This is a genomic window from Nonomuraea sp. 10N515B, from assembly GCF_052245915.1.
Taxonomy (GTDB): domain Bacteria; phylum Actinomycetota; class Actinomycetes; order Streptosporangiales; family Streptosporangiaceae; genus Nonomuraea.
Genome location: NZ_JBQQBQ010000003.1, coordinates 119,229 through 137,231 on the forward strand (window position 1 = coordinate 119,229; position 18,003 = coordinate 137,231).

Below are 18,003 nucleotides of genomic sequence, written 5' to 3' on the forward strand. Positions count from 1 at the left end.
TAACCTACGGTACCGTAGGTTAGAGCCCATTCAAGAAGCGGGCGGCGATGGGAGCGGCGGTCGCGGCACCACTGCCGCCGTGCCGGACGAACACGCAGAAGGCCAGGTCGTCGCGGTATCCGACGAACCAGGCGTGATCCTCACCGTCGACCACCTCCGCCGTGCCGGTCTTGCCCGCCACGCCCTCCGGCAACCCGGTGTCGGCCGCCGTGCCGTAGTCCACCACCGCGCGCATCATGTCCCTCAGCGCCGTCACGATCCCCTCGTCCATGGGCGCGGGCTCGGGTGGCGGCGTGCCGTCGATGCGACTCACCTGCTCCGTCGACAGCAGTCTGGGCGAGCGCCACACGCCGCTCTGCACGGCTGCGGCGAGCGCCGCCATGCACAGCGGGGTGGTGACGACCTCGCCCTGGCCGATCACGTCCTCGGCGAACGCGTCCACGTCGTCGGTTTCCCGCACGGAGCCGCAGCTCCCGCCGATGCCCGTCATGATCGGCCGGCCGAACCCCCACTCGTTCGCCGTCTCCACCAGGTCCTTCGGGCTCAGCCTGGTGGTGGCCTGCTCGACGAACGTCGTGTTGCAGGAATGGGCGAACGCGTCGGTGAAGCTGATGAGGCCGCGATCCACCGCCCCGTCGTTGTCGACGGTCCGATGGCCGGGGATGGTGTAGCTGCCCGGGCACGAGACCTCCGAGAACGGTTCGAGGCCGTTCTTGAGCAGCGCCGCAGCCGTGATCGTCTTGAAGACGGAGCCCGGCGGGAAGACGTCCTGCACGGCGCTGAAGTTCTCCTCGAGGCGGTCGGCCAGCCCCACGATCTCGCCGGTGCCCGGCCGGATGGCGACGATCGCGGAGTCCTCCACGCCGTCCAGCGCCCGGGCGGCCGCCGCCTGGACAGGCCGCGACAACGTGGTCTGCTCGACGTTCGCCCCGGCCTGCTTGCTGAGCAACGGCCGGTCCGGCTGCCCCGGAACCTTCAGCACCAGCTCCCAGCCCTGGTTCGCCTCGGCGAACTCGGGTTTGAGCCGCTCGAGGTACGCCTCCGCGTAGCTGTCGTGAGGAATCCGGTCGCCCTCGCTCGTGACCAGCTCGGCCCCCACCATGTCGATCTCGCCCAGCTCCAACCTTCCGCCGTCCTTGAGCAGCGGGTGAAGCGTCTCGGGCGCCCATAACACCTTCCACACCCCGTCCCGCACGGCCAGCCGCAACGTGCTGTCGAACGGCCACGCCCCGAACTCGGTCAGCTCCCGCACGCCCGCGAACGGCACCTCGGCGGACCCGTCCCCCATGCTCTTCAACGGCGCCGGGGTCAGCTGGATGGACTCGACGTGCAGCTCGTCCGACAACGCCCGATGCCGGACGACGAAGTCGGCCGGCGGCTGGTACACCAGCCGCTCCATGCCCGTGATGTCCCCCTTGCGCCACGCCTCGAAGTACGCGGCCGCCGTTCTCGAGGGGCTCCCCTTGACCCGGTTGGACGCCAAGACCGCGAACGTGCTCGCCCCGACTATCGCGACAACCGCGATAACGAGCACGATCAGCCTTCGTCGTCGCATACGGTTTCTCCCAGGAGGGATCAGCGTGACACGTGGACAGCGGGAACCGATGCCCGGCCTTTATCCGGTGACGTTCGGCGAGGTGGAACTCCTCCGGGATCTGGACAGGCAGGACGGCTGGGTGCTGTCCAAGGATGGCGTACCTCAGTCGTATGTGGATCTCAAAGATCCCACATTCCTCGAATTCGAGTACGTCCGTCTCATGGCGGACGTTATTGACCTTCTCCAGGACGGACCGCTCAGCTGCGTCCATGTCGGCGGCGGAGCCTGCACGATCCCCCGCTACGTCGCCGCCACCCGCCCGGGCTCCCGGCACATCGTGATCGAGCCCGACGGCCTGCTGGTCAATCTGGTACGGGAGCAGCTGGAGCTGCGTTCCGTGCCCCGGCTGAAGGTCATCGTGGAGGGCGGCCGGGAGGGCGCCGCGAAGGTGTGGGACGCCACGGCGGACCTGGTGGTGCTGGACGCGTTCACCGGGGCGACGATGCCGGTGGAGCTGGCCACGATCGAGTACATGGGCGACATCGCCCGGGTGCTGCGCCCGGACGGCACCCTGCTGATCAACCTGGCCGACGGCAAGGGCCTGGCCTTCGCCAGGCGCCTGCTGGCCACGGTGATCGCCACGTTCCACCATGTGGTGTTGCTGGCGGAACCGGGCGTCATGCGGGGGCGCCGCTTCGGGAATCTCATCGTGGCGGCCTCGCGTACGGATCTGCCGGTGGACCTGCTCACGCGGCGCGCGGCCGGCGGGCTGACGCAGGCCAGGTGCGTGCATGGGGAGGCGCTGACGAACTTCGTCGCCGGGGCCTATCCCATCAGGGACGGCGACCCCGTCCTGGCCCCGGTGCCCCCGCCCGCCGTCTTCGGATGATCCCGCACTCTTTTAGGAGCACACTTATTATAATCGTGCTCCTAGGAGGTGCCCATGCGCATTCCCAAGCCCGCGGACATGTTCGATCGCACGTGGGAGTGGGCCCAGCTCACCAACTTCGTCTCCGACGAGCAGCCTGGGGCCAGCCTCGGCATCGTGTCGGGTCGCCGACGCCAGGGCAAGACGTTCCTCCTCGAGGCCGTATGCGAGGCCACGGAAGGCTTCTACTACGCGGCAACCGAAGTCGTCTCTGCCGAGGAATCACTCAGGCAACTCGGTGAGGCGCTAGGGCGGCACATCGGCTCGCCCGGGCCAATCCGCTTCGCAAGCTGGGAAGAAGCCATCGACGGCCTGCTCGCACTGGGCAAGGTCCGCCCCACGCCCGTGGTCCTCGACGAGTTCCCCTACATGGTGCGCGGGGCGCCGCAGCTGCCGTCGGTGCTCCAGCGGGCACTGTCACCCCGGCGCAGGGAACGCCGCGAGTCCCGTGCGCGGATCTTGCTCTGTGGATCGTCGATTTCGTTCATGGGCAACCTGCTGACGGGATCGGCCCCTCTCCGTGGCCGGGCTTCTATGGAGCTCATTGTGCCGACCTTCGACTTCCGCGCGGCCAGGGAGTTTTGGGGGCTCGACGACCATCGCCTCGCCGCGCTCGTCTACCTGATCGTGGGCGGCACACCCGCCTATAAGTCCGAGTTCCTGCGCGGAGCGGCACCCGCACGTATGGAGGACTTCGACGACTGGGTGATCAATCATGTGCTCAACCCGGCGAGCTCTCTCTTCAGGGAGGTCAGATTCCTTCTGGCGGAGGATCCGACGCTCAGGGACACCGGCCTCTATCACACGGTGCTCGCGGCGGTCGCCGAGGGAAACTGCACACGAGGTTCCATAGCCAGCAGGATCGAGCGCAAGGCAACCGACATCTCCCACCATCTGACCGTCCTCGCCGACGCAGGCCTGCTCGCCGTCGAGCCGGACGCGTTCCGCCAGAACCGCTCGGCCTACCGCATCATCGAGCCGCTGGTCCGCTTCTACCACTCGATCATGAGACCGATGTTCGCCCAGCTCGAACAGGTGCGGCCGGGCCGCACCGAACGCCTGTGGCAGGCCGCCCAACCCCGTTTCCGCAGCGCCGTCGCAGGGCCGGTCTTCGAGCACATGTGCCGGACATGGGCGCACGACATAGCGTCCGAGGAGACACTCGGCGGCTTGGCCGTCCGGGTGCTGTCCGGCGTCGTTCACGAACCTGCTTCACGCACCAGCCACGAGGTCGATCTCGTATCGATGGACGAGGCCGGGAACCTCCTGGCCATCGGGGAGGCCACGTGGGGTGACACGCTCGGCATGGCGCACCTCGAACGGATGGAGAAGATCTCGGCCCTCCTGAAAGCCCGTGGCAGGGAGCCCAAGGCGATCACTCTCTTCAGCGCCGCCGGATTCATGCCCGCCCTCCGGGCCGCTGCCGCGAAGAGCGGCGGGCAGGTTCAGCTGGTGGATCTCGAACGGCTCTACACGGGTGAGTGATCCCCTACGGCGTCGGTGATCAGGTGACCGGGAGGGCGGCGGCCGTCTGGCGCCAGATCCGGCCGTCCCTGACCACGAGCGTGCCGTACGTCGTCACCCGGTTGCCGCCGATCGTCATCACCGCGTTGTAGAAGATCACGTCATCGGTCACCTGCAGCGAGACGATCTCGTCGACCTGGGGCTTCGCCGACAGATACGCCGTGAACAACTCCCTGATCTCGGCGGGGCCCCTGGCGACGCGGTCTAAGCGGATCACCGTGGCATCGTCGTGGTATTGGGCGAGGAGGGCCTCGAGGTCCTGGCCGGCGATCGCGGCCAGCTGGCGGTCGAACAGGTCCTTGGTGGTCATGCGGCGCCTTCCGGTCGTGGTCGGAGCAGGACGTACGCCACCTGCGCGGCCGCGTACAGGAGAATGAGCGGCAGCGCAGCCGCGGTGGGCAGCGCGGCGGTGGCGAGGGTGAGCGCGGCGGCGGCCAGGCGGATGACGGCGGCGTGGCGGTCGAGCGAGCACAGGTGCTGCACCCCGAGCACGGCGAACACCAGCGCGGCCGGCAGCCCGATGGCCCAGCTCGTGCTGGACGGGTGGGCGATGGCGTGCTCGATGCCGATCCCGAAGGCCACCAGGCCCAGTGACAACGGCAGGTGCGAGTAGACCCACACCTGCCCGGCCAGCCGGGTGCGCAGGACGACGGACTCGTCGAGGTGGCCGAAATAGAGCCACCAGAAGCCCATCGCGACGGCCACGCCGGCCAGGGCGATCAGCAGCGTGCCCGGCGTGACGTCGTGGCCCTTGAGGCCGACGACGACCGCGGCGACGACCTCACCGAGCACGATCACCACGAACAGACCGAAACGTTCGGGCAGGTGCTCGGTCTGCGGAGGCAGCTTGCCCTGGTAGCGGCGGGCCAGCAGGGGCGTGGCCAGGTCGATGACGATGGCGACGGCCCAGAACCAGTAACGCGTGGGCGGCTCGACGGCGAGCGAGGCCAGCCAGATGACCGCGGCCGCGGCGAACCCGGCGGCGTAGCGCACCGTCAGCGGCCGGGCCTCGGGCACGTGGCGGCCGGCGCGGGCGTAGGCCACGATGAGCAGCACCCGGGCCACCGCGTAGGCGATCGCGAAGAGCCCGGAGCGGTGCTCGATGTCGCCCACGCTGGCGGCCATGGTCGCCACCGCCAGGATCTGGGGCAGCGCGAGCAGCCGGTGGCTGACGTCGTCGGTGTCGAATCTGTTGGCGTAGAAGACGTATCCCGCCCAAGCCCACCAGATGGGGACGAACAGCCCCACGAACGCGCCGACGTTGTCACCTTCGGCGAGCACCGCGGCCAGCTCCGCTACGGCCACGACGAAGACGAGGTCGTAGAGTAACTCGAGCCAGGTGGCGCGGCGGTGGGCGTCCTCGAAGAGTCTTAATCGGGGTGGCTGCCATTGGCGGCTACTGGTCACTCATACCTCCGCTATGTAATTGTGTAATTATGCCCTGCCTGCCGGGCTTAGCGTAGCGTGAGGCAGGCGACGCGGTCCCCCGCCTGGCCGGCCTTCGGACCGCTGGTGACGGTGGGCTTGGCGTGGATCACGAGCGAGTGGGGCAGCCGGTTGGGGTCCAGCGCCCAGGGGTTGCGGGCGGTCGAGCGGCCCGCGCCCTGGGCGTCGGTGGCGACGCCCAGCCAGACCTCGCTGACCGGGTCGATCTGTCCCTGGCGGTGCTGGTAGTGCGATCCCGCGTCGTCGGGCTTCTTGCCACATGGCTTGGCGTGCAGGTGGACGCCGTAGGTGTGGCTCGGCAGGAATCCCTCGACGACGAGCGACGTGCGGGTCTGGCCGCCGGAGGACTCGGCGGTGACGCTGGCCTGAGCACCCTTGGGGGCCAGCTTGCGGTCGTAGACGATGGCGTCGGTGTCGGACAGGGTGAAGTCGCCGGCGGCGGACAGCGAGAGCTGGCTGTTCGCGGATGCGCCCCGCGCGGGGGCGTTCTGCAGCGGGGCCGACGGGCCCGCGCAGGCGGCGGCGCCGATCGCGACGAGCGGGATGAACAGGACGGTGGGCACGCGCATGAGATCTCCTCATCGGCCGAGCCGCTGTCAGGCTCGGAGAAAGCACCCACTCTAACGAGTAATCGACCCACTACTCTGGGTATTCGCCGCCAAGTCTTTCAAGCGCCGTGTCTCGCCGCGATGTCGTCGATCATCGCGGCCAGGGTGAAGTCGAGGTCGGTGAGGCCGCCCTGGTCATGGGTGGTGAGCGACAGACGCAGCGTGCGCCACCGGATGTCGATGTCGGGATGGTGGTTGAGCTCCTCGGCCTTGACCGCGATCTCGTCGACGATGCGGATGGCGGCGGGGAAGTCGGGCGCGGTGACCGTGCGCCGGATCTCCTCGCCCTCGCGCCGCCACTCCGGCAGGGCTTTGAGCTTGCTCTCGACGTCCATGACTGCACTTTATTTCAGTGCCCCCGTGCCGAGCCCGGACTGGATCTGACGCTGGAAAATGATGTAGACGATCATTACCGGCAGGATCGTCATGCTGAGGGCGGCGAACAGGCCCGGCCAGTCGGCCTCGTACCCGGCCAAGGTGGAGATCCTGGCGATGCCCTGGGTGAGGACCCATTTGTCCGGGTCGCCGGCGAGGAGGACGAGGGGCAGCAGGTACTGGTTCCACTGGCCGAGCACGTTGAAGATGGTGATGCTGATCAGGCCGGGCTTGGCCATCGGGACCATGATCTGGAAGAACGTGCGAGTGTGCGAGGCGCCGTCGATGAGGGCCGCCTCGGCAACAGCATCCGGCAATGTCCGGAAAAATGCCGCCAAGAAGAACACCGTGAACGGCAGCGAATAGGCGATGTAAACCAGGACCAGGCCGAGGTGCGAGTTCAGCAGGCCGACCTGCTTGACGACGAAGAAGAGCGGTCCCAGCGCCAGGAAGACCGGGAACGCCAAACCGGCCACAAAGTAGTAATAAATCAGCTTGTTGCCGATGAAGCGGTATCGCGCCAGCACATACGCCGCCATCGACCCGAACACCATCGTCCCAGCCGTACCGAAGAACACGACGACGACCGTGTTGAGCATGTACTGCCCGATGTGCGCTTTGTCCCAGGCCCGGCCCCACGCGTCGAGCCGCAGCGCGCCGGGCAACTGCAGCGGGTCGCCGAAGATCTCGGTGTTGGTCTTGAACGACGCCAGGAACGTCCACGCCAGCGGCGCGATGATCAGCAATGCCCAGACCGCCAGCGCCATGTGCGACAGCCCACTGAGCACACTGGGCCGCGGCCGGCCGATGTCACGCGCGGCCATGTCTAGAGCTCAATCCTCTCGCGCCTGGTGGTACGCAATGTCAGCACGGCGAACGTCACGGTCAGGAAGAACAACGCCACGCCCATCGCGGAGGCGTACCCGACCTTGTTGAAGGCGAAGGCCGTCTTGTAGATGGTGACCGGGAGAATGGTCGTGGCCCCGTCGGGCTCGCCCTTGTCCCCCGCCAGCACCAGGATCAGCGCGAACCCGTCGAAGGCGGCGATGCCGAGATAGATCCAGCCGACCTGGACGGTGTCGCGCAGCAGCGGCAGCGTGATCGAGAAGAACAGCCGCACGCGCCCGGCGCCGTCGAGCGCCGCGGCCTCGAAATAGTCCCGAGGAATGGCGGCCATCCCCGCGGAGAAGAGCACGACGTAAAACCCGACCGCCTGCCAGACCATCACCGCCATGATCGACCAGAGGGCGAGTCCCGGCTCGGTGAGCCAGCCGACGGGCTCGACGCCGAACCTGCCGAGCACGCCGTTGAGCACGCCGTCCTCGTCCGGCCGGTAGACGGCCTGGAACAGCACCCCGACCACGGCCACGGCGAGCACTTGGGGGAAGAAGTAGACCACCCGGTAGAACGTCGACCCCCACACGCCCTTCATGCCCGCGCCGCGCGTGCCACCGCCCAGGTTCAGCAGGAACGACAGGAATAGCGCGATGACGAGGGTGACGACCGGCAGGACGAGCAGGAGAAGTCCGTGATTGCGCAGGGCCCGCCAGAACACCTCGTCCTCGAACAACCGGCCGAAGTTGTCCAGCCCCACGTAGCGCACGACCGAGGAATATCCGTTCCAGCTCGTCAGCGAGAGCTGGAACGCCTGGATATAGGGGCTGATGACGAAGACCGAATAGAGGGCGACGGGGACGACGAGGAATCCGGCGACGAACCCGTACCTGCGCAACCGCTCCATCGTGCTATTGGCTCCGCGTCTGCTTGGCGACGGCGTCGTCCTTCTTGATGGCGTCGGCTTTCTTCTGCATGTTGGCGCAGAACTTCTCCGGCGTGATCCGCCCGGCCATGACCACGTTGATCTGCTCGGTCCCGTAGTCGAAGAGCTCTTTGTACCAGCCTTCGAAACGGGCGTCGGTGATGATGTTCTCACCGGCCGCGTCCTGGGCCTTGGCCGCGCTCTTCAGGCCGGCGGGCAGGTCCAGGCCCTCGGCGGCGCCGTTCACCACCGTGAGGTTCTTGGTCTTCTCGGTGAAGCCCTTCGCGCCTTCCTTGGAGAGCATGATGCGCAGGTATTCGAGGCCTCCCTGCGGGTTCTTGCCCTTCGCGGCGACGACGAAGTTCTCGCCGACGCCGACCTGGATGGCGCCGTACGGCATCTTGTCGGCGGCGGTGACGTCGGGAATGGGGGCGATGGCGTATTGGAAGTCCAGCGGGATGTCCTTGGTCATCTCGTTCTCGATCCAGGACCCGACCGGGTAGAACAACACCTCGTTCTGCAGGTGCTTGATCTGGGTCTGCGTATGGTCGAGACCGAAGTATGCCTTGTCGCCATATTTCGCCTGGACGTCGGCCCACGCCGTGACCGCCTGCTTCACGGGCTCGGCGTTCCAGGCGTTGTCCACCAGGTTGTCGAGGTCGATGATCACCTGGTTGTCGCCGATCTTGGCGGCGGTGTAGAGCACGTTCCACAGCTGGTAGTACGGGCCCTTCTGGCCGGGGTAGGCGAACAGCAGGATGCCGTCCTTCTTCGCGGTCTCCCCCAGCGCCGTGAACTCGGCCCACGTCTTCGGGACCGCCCATCCCCTCGACTCGAACAGCTTGGCGTTGTACCAGAGCGCGCGGTGGGACACGGTGTAGTTCAGCACCAGGTCCTTGCCGTCGATCTTGGCGTTGTCGAGCACGGCCGGCGTGATGGTGTCGCGCACCTTCTTGCCCGGCTCGTCCACCGACGGCGCGTCGAACAGCGGAGCCAGGTCCGCCAGGTGGCCCTCGGCGGCCAGCGCGACCAGGTCCATCGCCTCGGGGCCTGAGTTGTTGAGCACGTCGGGAGCGTCGCCGCCGACGAAACGGGGGCGGAGCTGGGTGCCGATCTGCTGGGTGGCGGTGTGCTTGATCGACACCCCGGCGAACGCCTTCTTGTAGAGCTCTTCGTGCAGGTCCTTCGCGTAGGCGTCGCCGTACCCGCCGCTGAAGATGACCACTTCGAGCGGTTTCTTCGCGTCGACGCCGAAGGGGTTCTTGGGGTCGGCGGAGGCGGCGATCGAGGTCGCCGGGGCGGCCGTGGGATCGCTGCCCGTGCCGGCGGTGGCGCAGGCGCTCAGCAGGCCCGCGCCGGGGCCGGCCACGAACGCGGTCATGCCGATGCGGCGGAGCAGTTGGCGTCGCGTGATTTCGCCCGGGTGGGTCATGAAGGCTCCCGAATTAGGAAAGTTTCCTAAACGTTTGCCCGAAAGGTACGAACGGCCGCTGGCCTGCGTCAAGGTCCGAGATGGAGCCGTGACCTCGCCGTGACCGCGGGCGGCATGGCCGTGACCTGGAGGTAGACGACAGCATCGTCTACCTGGGCGAAGAGGGCAAGAGCCGACGGCACGTCAGGCCCGGCCTCAGCCGAAGTGTGCCCGAGTCTCGGCGAAGGCCTGGTCGGTGCCCTCCAACGCCTTGGCGACGTCGTCGTCCGTGTGCGCGGCCGACATGAACCAGTTGTGCCACGGGTGCAGATACACCCCGTGCCGCAGGCAGGCGTCGCTCCAGTACATGGCCACGGACAGGTCCGCGTCGCCGTCGAAGCTCAGCCACGGGATCGTGACCGGCCCGGTCTGGTTCACCACGAAGCCGTGGGACTTGGCCTGGTCGTTCAGGCCCTCGCGCAGGAGCGTGCCGGCGCGCTCCATGGCGGCGATGCCGTCCGTGTCGCGCAGGGTCTCGATGGTGGCCTTGGCCGCCGCCATCGCGACCGCCGAGAACCAGAACGAGCCGGTCGAATACAACGTCTGCGCGGGCCCGCGCAGCGCGTCGGTGCCGGTGACGGCGGCGATCGGGTAGCCGTTCGCCATGGCCTTGGACCAGGCCGTCAGGTCGGGCCGCACCCCATAGGGCTCCCACGAGCCTCGCAGGTCGATGCGGAAGCCGGCGCGCACGTCGTCGATCACCAGCGCCGCCCCCAGCCGGTCGGCCAGGGCGCGGGCGCCGCGGGCGAAGGCCGGCTCGACCAGTTCCTGGTCCTCGAACGCGTCGTGCTTGAACGGCGTCACGATGATCGCCGCCACGTCCCCCTCCACGGTGGCCGCCGCGGCCTCCAGCGACTCCAGCGAGTTGTAGGTGAACTCGACCAGGTCGGCCCGCTCGTTCGGCGTCGTGCCCGCCAGGGAGGGCGTGCACCAGGGGTCGGCGCCGTGGTAGGCGCCGTGGGCCATCAGGACCTTGGTGCGCCCGGTCGCGGCCCTGGCGACCATCAACGCCTGCGTGGTGGCGTCCGTGCCGTTCTTGGAGAACATCGCCCAGTCGGCGCTGGGGACGGTGTCCACCAGCAGCTCGGCCAGCTCCACCATGATCGGACCGGGGCCGTTGAGGCAGTCGCCGAGCGCGGCCTGGCGGGCGGCGGCCTCCTCCACGCGCGGATGCCGGTGCCCGAGCACGATGGGTCCCCAGCTGCACATGAAGTCGATGTACTCGCGGCCGTTCACGTCCCACTGGCGGCATCCTTCGCCGCGCTCGAAGAACTGCGGGAAGCCGGGGGCGAAGAGGGCGGCGTTGAGGTGCCCGTACATGCCGCCGGGCACGACCTTCGCGGCGCGCTGGCGGAGTTCGGCGTCGTTCACGTGAGCATCCCTAGGGTCGAGTCGAGGTCGGTGAGGCCGGCGTCCGAGCCGAGGCCGGTGGCGACGCGGGCGGCGGCGGCCGTGCCCCATCGTGCGGCCGTCAGAACGTCCTGGTCGTGGAGGAGGCCGGTGAGGAAACCCGCGCAGTACGCGTCGCCGCAGCCGGTCGTGTCCACCACGTCCGTCTTGAGGGCGGGCACCCGTTCGGATCCCCCGGCGGTGACCACGAGGCTGCCTTCCTCGCCGAGAGTGACGAGGACGCCGCGCGGTCCGTCGGCCAGCAGGGTCGCGGCCGCGGTCTCGAGGTCCGTGGCCCCGGTCATGAGGAGGGCCTGGGACTCGTTCGGCAGGACGTAGTCCACGTGCGGGAGGAAGGCGCGGGCCATCCCCAGTAAGTCGGCCATCTCCGACAGGACGTCCATGGTGACGATGGTCCCGGCTGCCCGTACCTCGTCCAGGAGCGCGAAGAAGGCCGGGTCCCCCAAGCCGAACGTGACGTCCATGCCGCCCAGGTGGATCGCCCGCGCGCCGCGCAGCACGCTGACGTCCAGGTCGGCATACGTCACGGAGAGGTTCGCGCCGGGCACGTGGAAGCTGGGCCGTCCGCCGTCGGGCCTGATGGGCAGGATCGAGGCGGCCGTCTGCTCGCCTTCCCTGCGGGCCAGGCACGAGGTGTCCACCCCCCGCTTGGCCAGCACCATCAGCAGGAAGTCGCCGAGCTCGTCGTCACCGATGGCGCCCATCGTGACCACGTCGTTGCCCAGCTTGACCAGATCGACCGCCGTGCCGGCGGCGGCGCCCGCGGCGGTGAGGCGGATCTGGTCGACCAGTACGGTGTCCTGGCCCTCGGGAATGTGATCGATGGGCCTGGCGAGGATGTCGGCGATGTGGACGCCGACGGTGGCGACGGTCATAGTCTAAATAGACAGACGTCCGAATAAAAAGTCAATGGAGGCGACCGATGCCGAAGATCGTCGATCATGACGAGCGCAGGCGCGAGCTGTTGTCGGCGGCGCGCCGGGTGATCGTCAGGGACGGCATCGACGCCGCCACCACCAGGGCCATCGCCAAGGAGGCCGGCTACTCCAACGGGGTGCTCGCCCACTACTTCGCCGACAAGGACGAGATCCTGCTGTCGGCGCTGCGCGAGTCGCACGAGCGTATAAGGGCGCGGCTGACGCGCAAGGTGGCGGGCGTGAAGGGGCTGGCGGCCCTGCGCGAGCTGCTGCTGGACAACCTGCCGCTGGACGCCGACCGCACCCAGGAGTCCCGGCTGGAGGTCAGCTTCTGGAGCCGGAGCCTGGCCTCGGAGCGGCTGGCCGAGGTGCAGCGGGCGGAGGCGGCCGAGCTGCGGGCCGCCGTACGCGAGCTGCTGGGCCAGGCGCGCGCGGCAGGCGAGCTGCGGGCGGACGACAACCTCGACGACCTGACCGAGCACCTGCTCGCCCTGGTCGACGGCCTCAGTCTGCACCTGCTGCTCTACCCGGGCCGGCTGACCCGCGTCGACCTCGAGCGGCTCATGCTGCAGGCACTCGACCGGCTGTGATCCGCCTTTGATTGCTGTATATCGGACGACCGACTACATTGCGAGCGTATGAGCCTCCGCGAGCAGCTGTGCGAGTACGGGCGGCGCGCCGTCGAGCTCGGCCTGGTCATCGGCACCTCCGGCAACCTGAGCGTGCGTCAGGGCGACCTGGTCGCGGTAACCCCGTCGGGGGCCGCGCTGGACCGGCTCACCCCGGAGATGTGCCCCATCGTGGACGTCGAGGGCTATCTGGTGGAAGGCGAGCTGCAACCGTCGAGCGAGACGCCCATGCATCTGGCCGTCTACGAGACCACCGACGCGCAGGCCATCGTGCACACGCACTCGGTGTTCGGCACCGTCGTGGCGACCACGATGACCGAGCTGCCGCCGGTGCACTACAACGCGCTGCTGCTGGGCGGCGTGGTCAAGGTCGCCGAGTACGCCACCTATGGCACGCCGGAGCTGGCCGCCAACGTGCGGGCGGCATTGGAGGGCAAGCGGGCCGCCCTGATGGCCAACCACGGAGGGGTGACCATCGGGGCGACGCTGGAGCAGGCGTTCGAGGCCACCCTGCTGCTCGAGTGGCTCTGCGAGGTCTACGTCCGCGGCCTCAGCATCGGCGAGCCGACGATCCTGACGGAGGAGCAGCTCGCCGCCGTGGTGGACCGCGCACTCAACCCGCCCGAATTCCCCCGGCGCTAAGCCAGGGCCGCCTGCTCGGCCAGGCCCAGCGGCAGGCCGCCGGATCCCGCGATCTTGTCGTGGAACTCCTTCAGCGTGCCCTGGAACGACGCCCGGATGCGGTCGATCTCGATGGCGCCGGTGAGGTAGGAGGGCGCCTGCGTGGGCCACGCGCAGTAGCGGTTCACCTCGCCCTGGGCGGTGCCGGGCGAGAGCGACGCCTTCGTGGCCATGAACGTCTCGGCTTCTTCGATCGACATGTCCTCACAGTGCAGCGCCGTGTCCACGACGATCCTCGCGGCGCGGAAGATCCGGCAGTCCAGGTGCGCCAGCTCGGTGGCGGGGGTGTCGAAGTAGCCCTGCTCGTGCAGGAGCTTCTCGACGTAGAGGGCCCAGCCCTCGGTGAAGTACGCCGTGCGGAAGACCTTCCTGACCGTGCGCGGGTTGCCCGCCATGTACGACAGGTGCCAGTGGTGCCCCGGGTACGCCTCGTGGACGGCGATCGACGGCATCTGGGCCCGCGAGTTCGTGCGCAGGCGCTGGCGCACCTGCTCGGGGGTGAAGTCGTCAGGCGTGTACGGCACGAAGAACACGCCGGTCCGTGAACTGGCCAGCGGCGGCGGCGCGAGGTAGTGGGCGACGGCCAGGATCGGCCGGGTGTACTCGGCGGACGGCAGCACGTGGCACTCCTCGCCGTCGGCGAACGTGACCAGGTCCCGCTCCTTGACGAACTCCCGTGCCCGCCGGGTCTCTGCCTCGTACTCGGCCCGCATATCCGCCAAGGTCGGCGGGTGGTCGTCCATGAGGGTCTCCATCGCGGCCCGCCAGTCCTCGCTCCCGTTGACCCGGACCGCCACCTCCCGCATCCTGGCGTCCAGCTCGGCCCACGCGCTCTTGCCCTTGTCGTGCAGCTCGGCGGCGCCGTACCCGAGGAGCTCGCGCTCGCGCAGCAGCGTGGAGTAGAGCCGCTCCCCCATCCGCCAGGTGCCGCCGCACTGGAAGGACTCGAGGAACGTGACAAGCCGGTCGAACGCCTCGGCGGCCGGCTCGGCGGCGGTCGCCAGCTTGGCCCGCAGCTCGGGGTCCTCGACCATGCCCGGGATCGTCCTGGTGAGGAAGTTGCGACCGGTGCGGGCCTGGCCAAGACCCCGCTGGATCAGCAGCGGGGCCGCCAGGTCGGGGTCGAGGTTCGCCCGGCAGGCCGCCAGCACGCCGGGAACCTCCGCTAACCGGGAGATCGCGGCCGACACCAGCTCGGGCTCGGGCCTGAGGCGCCGCTGGAACGGCGTGTACATGGAGCCGAAGATCGACGAGAGGTAGGCGGCGGGGTCGCGGCGCCACTCGGGCCAGGACGCCAGCGCGATGGAGCCTCTCAGCTGCGAGAGGACAAGATCTCTGTCGATCGCGTCGTCGGGCGAGGCGGCCTCGGTCGCCGACAGGCGCTCGAGCCAGCGGACCTCTTCCTTCTCGCGGGCGGTCCAGGCAGAGGCGGTGAAATCGCCGAGGGTGTGATCGTAGCCGTCGGCTCCCAGGAAGCTGGCGACGACGGGACGGTCGGAAAAGTACCACTTGAGAAACTCGTCCACCGGTGCACCTTATCCTGAGCAAATGCCCCTGCAGATGACTGGCGCGCTCGGTGACCCCGACCTTATTCGCCTCCCCTGGGACGTTCCACTCGCTGACTGGCCACAGCACCATCTCGTCGATCTCCCGCGCGGCATCTCGCGGCACGTGGTGCGCTTCGCCCGGCTCTCGGGCAAGGTGTACGCGATCAAGGAGATCAGTGAGCGCTACGCCAAGCGCGAATACCAGTTGTTGTGGGACCTGGCCCGGCTCGACGCACCGGCCGTGGAGCCGGTCGCGTACGTCACCGGCCGCGAGCACGACCTGGACGCTGCGCTGATCACCAGACACCTGCAGTTCTCGCTGCCCTACCGCGCCGTCATGTCGGGCACGCTACGCCCCGACACGCTCACCCGGCTGCTCGACGCCCTGGCCGTGCTCCTGGTGCGGCTGCACCTGAACGGCTTCTACTGGGGCGACTGCTCGCTGTCCAACACGTTGTTCCGCAGAGACGCGGGGGCGTTCGCGGCGTACCTGGTGGACGCCGAGACCGGCGAGATGCACCCGATGATCAGCAACGGCCAGCGGCTGGCCGACATCGACGCGGCGCACACCAACATCTTCGGCGAGATGCTCGACCTGGAGGCGGGTGGGCTGCTGCACCCGTCCATCGACCCCATGGAGACCGCCGAGGACGTCGTCACCCGGTACCACCGCCTCTGGGACGAGATCAACGAGAGCGAGATCATCGAGGAGGTGGACTGGCACCGCGTGGAGCAGCGGATCAGGCGGCTCAACCTGCTGGGCTTCGACGTGGCCGAGATGATGGTGCGGCGCAAGGTCGGCACCGGGCGGCTCATCGTGCGGCCCAAGGTCGTCGACGCCGGACACCACCAGCGGCGGTTGCTCCGGCTGACCGGACTCGACGTGGAGGAGAACCAGGCGCGGCGGCTGCTCAACGACCTCGACGGGTTCCGGGTGGCCAAGGGGCTGCGGCACGAGGACGAGGCCATCGTGGCGCACAAGTGGCTGGCGGAGGTGTTCCAGCCGACGGTCGAGGCCATTCCCGCGAGGCTGCGCGGGAAGCTGGAGCCCGCGCAGCTGTTCCACGAGATTCTGGACCACCGCTGGTATCTGTCGGAGCAGGCGGGCGCCGACGTCGGGCTGGAGGCGGCCGTGAAGTCGTATGTGGACAACGTGCTCGTCCACAAGCCCGACGAGAAGGCGCTGCTGCCGGAGGACGCCGCTCAGTAGGCCGGCGTTCAGTACGCCTCTGCTCAGTACGCCTTCGTTCAGTAGGCCACCGTGATGCGCCGGCGCGGATGTGCGCCGTTCTCCAGCTCGTCCGCGACAGCGACCGCGTAGTCCTCGGCGGAGATGAAGCTGCGGCCCTCCGCGTCCACCAGCAGCTGATCGCCGCCGATGCGGTAGACCCCGGTGCGCTCGCCGGGCGCGATCTCGGCGGCCGGCGAGATGTACGTCCAGTCCAGGTCCTCCACCTCGCGGAAGAGGCGCAGCACGGCACGCGCGGCCAGTGCCTCTTTCTTGTAGATCTCCGGGAACTCGGGCGTGTCGACCAGGTCGACCCCGGGAGCGACCTGGAGGCTGCCGGCGCCGCCGACGGCGATCAGGCGGCGCACGCCGGCCACGCGCACGCCGTCGATCAGCGCGCGATAGGCGGCGACGAAGGGCGGTTCCGGCTCGGTGCCGTCGCGCGGGGGGCTGATAGCGGAGACGACGGCGTCATAGCCCTTGGCCAGAGTGGCGGAGTCGTGAACGTCGCCCTTGACGGGACCCGAGCGGCTGACGCCGGTCACCTCGTGCCCGCGGTCGGTGAGCTCTGCGGCGATACGCTGGCCGATCATGCCGGTCGCGCCAAAGAGAAGGATCTTCATGGCAGCAAGAGTATCCATTGGATACTGGTTACTTCATCGTGCTATAAGTACCTTATGGATACCGGCAATGTCTTCGATATGAATTGCCCGACTCGGGTGGTTCTGGATCGGATCGGCGACAAATGGTCGGTGCTGGTCGTGCTCAGCCTCATCGGCGGGCCGATGCGGTTCACCCAGCTGCGGGCACAGATCGGTGGGGTCACACCCAAGGTGCTGACGCAGACGTTGCGGGCCATGGAGCAGGACGGGCTCGTCACGCGGGAGGTGTTCGCCGAGGTGCCACCGCGGGTCGAGTACACACTGACGGAGCTCGGGCGCTCGCTGCACGAACCGATCGCAGCGGTGGCCGAGTGGGCCGAGCGGAACATCACCGAGATACTCCGGTGCCGCGAGAAGTCGGCCTGAGCGGCACGCAGGCCGGTGCGGGCCGCCGCCGGGCGTTCAGGCGCTGGTGAGCTTGGTGATCTCGGTGACGATGTCGGGCCAGAGGGGGCGTGGCAGGTCGTGGCCCATGCCGGGATAGGTCACCAGCCTGGCGCCGGGGATGGCCGCCGCCGTGGCCTGGCCGCCCGCCACGGGGATGAGCTGGTCCGCCTCGCCGTGCAGGACCAGCGTGCGCACCTTCACCTGGGCGAGCAGCTCCGTCCGGCCGCCCGAGGCCATGATGGCGGCCAGTTGCCTGGCCGTGCCCGCAGGATCGAAGCACCGGTCGTAGGCCATCCCGGCCATCGCGATGATCCGCTCGCGGTCCAGGTCGTAGCCGGGCGAGCCGATGACGGACCAGGTGCGCAGCGCCTGCTCCAGCACGCCGTCACGGTCGGCCGGCGGCGTGGCCATCAGCACCTCGGCCGCCGCCGCGGTCGGCGGGGCGACCTCGGGGCCCGGCGTCGACATGATCGAGGTCAGGGTCAGCACCCGTCCGGGATGCCGGATGGCCAGGGCCTGGGCGATCATCCCGCCCATCGACGCGCCGACCACATGGGCGGCGGGCCAGCCGAGTGCCTCCATGAGGCCGGCGGCGTCGTCGGCCAGGTCGTCGAGCAGGTATGGCGCAGGCGTCCCCGCTGGGGGGACACCCTGGTCGTGGAAGTGCGTGGACAGGCCCGCGTCGCGGTTGTCGAACCGTACGACGTGGTGTCCCTGCTCCGCCAGGAGCCGGCAGAGCCCCTCGTCCCAGTGGATGAGCTGGGCGCCGAGCCCCATGATGAGGAGCAGGGGTCGTCCTGCCGGTGAGCCGAAGGTCTCGTAGGCGATGTCGATGCCGTTGACGGCTGCGCGCATGGTCACGGAGACCAGAATGACATTCTGGTCTCCGTCTCG

General features: G+C 68.7%; 19 protein-coding genes. 6 read left to right on the forward strand and 13 right to left on the reverse strand.

The annotated features are described in order from the left end of the window. Positions 1-19: 19 nt before the first annotated feature. Positions 20-1,555 (reverse strand): penicillin-binding transpeptidase domain-containing protein, encoded by a 1,536-nt coding sequence (locus ACTWQA_RS05060; RefSeq protein ID WP_443158117.1) that lies wholly within the window; start codon positions 1,553-1,555, stop codon positions 20-22. A gap of 25 nt (positions 1,556-1,580) precedes the next feature. Between ACTWQA_RS05060 and ACTWQA_RS05065 the strand changes: the two genes are divergently transcribed. Together ACTWQA_RS05065 and ACTWQA_RS05070 are read left to right on the forward strand one after the other, a co-directional pair. Further along, positions 1,581-2,426 (forward strand): spermidine synthase, encoded by an 846-nt coding sequence (locus ACTWQA_RS05065; protein WP_443158118.1) that lies wholly within the window; start codon positions 1,581-1,583, stop codon positions 2,424-2,426. 54 nt (positions 2,427-2,480) lie between these two features. Beyond that, entirely contained in the window at positions 2,481-3,950 is a 1,470-nt protein-coding gene (locus tag ACTWQA_RS05070; RefSeq protein WP_443158119.1) for an AAA family ATPase, read from the forward strand. Between the two features lie 19 nt (positions 3,951-3,969). Here the strand turns inward: ACTWQA_RS05070 and ACTWQA_RS05075 are convergent, their stop codons facing one another. From ACTWQA_RS05075 to ACTWQA_RS05115, 9 genes are all read right to left on the reverse strand, one after another. Continuing rightward, on the reverse strand, positions 3,970-4,299 hold the full coding sequence (locus ACTWQA_RS05075) for a nuclear transport factor 2 family protein (RefSeq protein WP_443158120.1): 330 nt from the start codon (positions 4,297-4,299) through the stop codon (positions 3,970-3,972). Continuing rightward, on the reverse strand, positions 4,296-5,396 hold the full coding sequence (locus ACTWQA_RS05080; protein WP_443158121.1) for a low temperature requirement protein A: 1,101 nt from the start codon (positions 5,394-5,396) through the stop codon (positions 4,296-4,298). The genes ACTWQA_RS05075 and ACTWQA_RS05080 overlap by 4 nt, the downstream gene beginning before the upstream one ends. 47 nt (positions 5,397-5,443) lie before the next feature. Further along, positions 5,444-6,004 (reverse strand): superoxide dismutase family protein, encoded by a 561-nt coding sequence (locus ACTWQA_RS05085; protein ID WP_305916461.1) that lies wholly within the window; start codon positions 6,002-6,004, stop codon positions 5,444-5,446. Positions 6,005-6,102: 98 nt separating this feature from the next. Further along, entirely contained in the window at positions 6,103-6,378 is a 276-nt protein-coding gene (locus ACTWQA_RS05090; RefSeq protein WP_443158122.1) for a 4a-hydroxytetrahydrobiopterin dehydratase, read from the reverse strand. Positions 6,379-6,387: 9 nt separating this feature from the next. After that, positions 6,388-7,242: a carbohydrate ABC transporter permease gene (locus ACTWQA_RS05095; RefSeq protein ID WP_443158123.1), complete on the reverse strand. Its 855-nt coding sequence runs from the start codon at positions 7,240-7,242 to the stop codon at positions 6,388-6,390. A 2-nt stretch (positions 7,243-7,244) separates the two neighbouring features. Further along, the gene (locus tag ACTWQA_RS05100) at positions 7,245-8,159 is read right to left on the reverse strand and encodes a carbohydrate ABC transporter permease (protein ID WP_443158124.1); all 915 of its coding nucleotides are present in this window, start codon (positions 8,157-8,159) and stop codon (positions 7,245-7,247) included. Positions 8,160-8,163: 4 nt separating this feature from the next. After that, positions 8,164-9,609 carry an N-acetylglucosamine/diacetylchitobiose ABC transporter substrate-binding protein gene (ngcE, locus tag ACTWQA_RS05105; RefSeq protein WP_443158125.1) on the reverse strand — a complete coding sequence of 482 codons (1,446 nt, stop codon included), beginning with the start codon at positions 9,607-9,609 and terminating at the stop codon, positions 8,164-8,166. A gap of 195 nt (positions 9,610-9,804) precedes the next feature. Further along, a complete protein-coding gene (locus ACTWQA_RS05110) occupies positions 9,805-11,019 on the reverse strand; it encodes an aminotransferase class III-fold pyridoxal phosphate-dependent enzyme (RefSeq protein WP_443158126.1) in 1,215 nt (404 codons plus the stop codon). Then, the gene (locus ACTWQA_RS05115; RefSeq protein WP_443158127.1) at positions 11,016-11,933 is read right to left on the reverse strand and encodes a carbohydrate kinase family protein; all 918 of its coding nucleotides are present in this window, start codon (positions 11,931-11,933) and stop codon (positions 11,016-11,018) included. The genes ACTWQA_RS05110 and ACTWQA_RS05115 overlap by 4 nt, the downstream gene beginning before the upstream one ends. A 47-nt stretch (positions 11,934-11,980) precedes the next feature. Between ACTWQA_RS05115 and ACTWQA_RS05120 the strand changes: the two genes are divergently transcribed. Both ACTWQA_RS05120 and ACTWQA_RS05125 read left to right on the forward strand, forming a co-directional pair. Then, positions 11,981-12,565 (forward strand): TetR/AcrR family transcriptional regulator, encoded by a 585-nt coding sequence (locus tag ACTWQA_RS05120; protein WP_443158128.1) that lies wholly within the window; start codon positions 11,981-11,983, stop codon positions 12,563-12,565. 48 nt (positions 12,566-12,613) lie between these two features. Continuing rightward, the gene (locus ACTWQA_RS05125; RefSeq protein WP_443158129.1) at positions 12,614-13,246 is read left to right on the forward strand and encodes a class II aldolase/adducin family protein; all 633 of its coding nucleotides are present in this window, start codon (positions 12,614-12,616) and stop codon (positions 13,244-13,246) included. On the opposite strand, the gene ACTWQA_RS05130 is transcribed toward ACTWQA_RS05125, so the two are convergent. Next, a complete protein-coding gene (locus ACTWQA_RS05130) occupies positions 13,243-14,811 on the reverse strand; it encodes a DUF885 domain-containing protein (RefSeq protein WP_443158130.1) in 1,569 nt (522 codons plus the stop codon). The genes ACTWQA_RS05125 and ACTWQA_RS05130 overlap by 4 nt on opposite strands. A gap of 22 nt (positions 14,812-14,833) precedes the next feature. On the opposite strand from ACTWQA_RS05130, the gene ACTWQA_RS05135 reads away from it, so the two are divergent. Next, complete coding sequence (locus tag ACTWQA_RS05135; protein WP_443158131.1) at positions 14,834-16,042, forward strand: DUF4032 domain-containing protein; 1,209 nt, start codon at positions 14,834-14,836, stop codon at positions 16,040-16,042. A 38-nt stretch (positions 16,043-16,080) separates the two neighbouring features. On the opposite strand, the gene ACTWQA_RS05140 is transcribed toward ACTWQA_RS05135, so the two are convergent. Continuing rightward, the gene (locus ACTWQA_RS05140) at positions 16,081-16,683 is read right to left on the reverse strand and encodes an NAD(P)-dependent oxidoreductase (RefSeq protein ID WP_443158132.1); all 603 of its coding nucleotides are present in this window, start codon (positions 16,681-16,683) and stop codon (positions 16,081-16,083) included. Positions 16,684-16,761: 78 nt separating this feature from the next. On the opposite strand from ACTWQA_RS05140, the gene ACTWQA_RS05145 reads away from it, so the two are divergent. Beyond that, positions 16,762-17,088 (forward strand): winged helix-turn-helix transcriptional regulator, encoded by a 327-nt coding sequence (locus ACTWQA_RS05145; protein WP_443158133.1) that lies wholly within the window; start codon positions 16,762-16,764, stop codon positions 17,086-17,088. Positions 17,089-17,124: 36 nt separating this feature from the next. Here ACTWQA_RS05145 and ACTWQA_RS05150 read toward each other — a convergent pair whose 3' ends face one another. Next, complete coding sequence (locus ACTWQA_RS05150; RefSeq protein WP_443158354.1) at positions 17,125-17,964, reverse strand: alpha/beta fold hydrolase; 840 nt, start codon at positions 17,962-17,964, stop codon at positions 17,125-17,127. Positions 17,965-18,003: the final 39 nt, after the last annotated feature.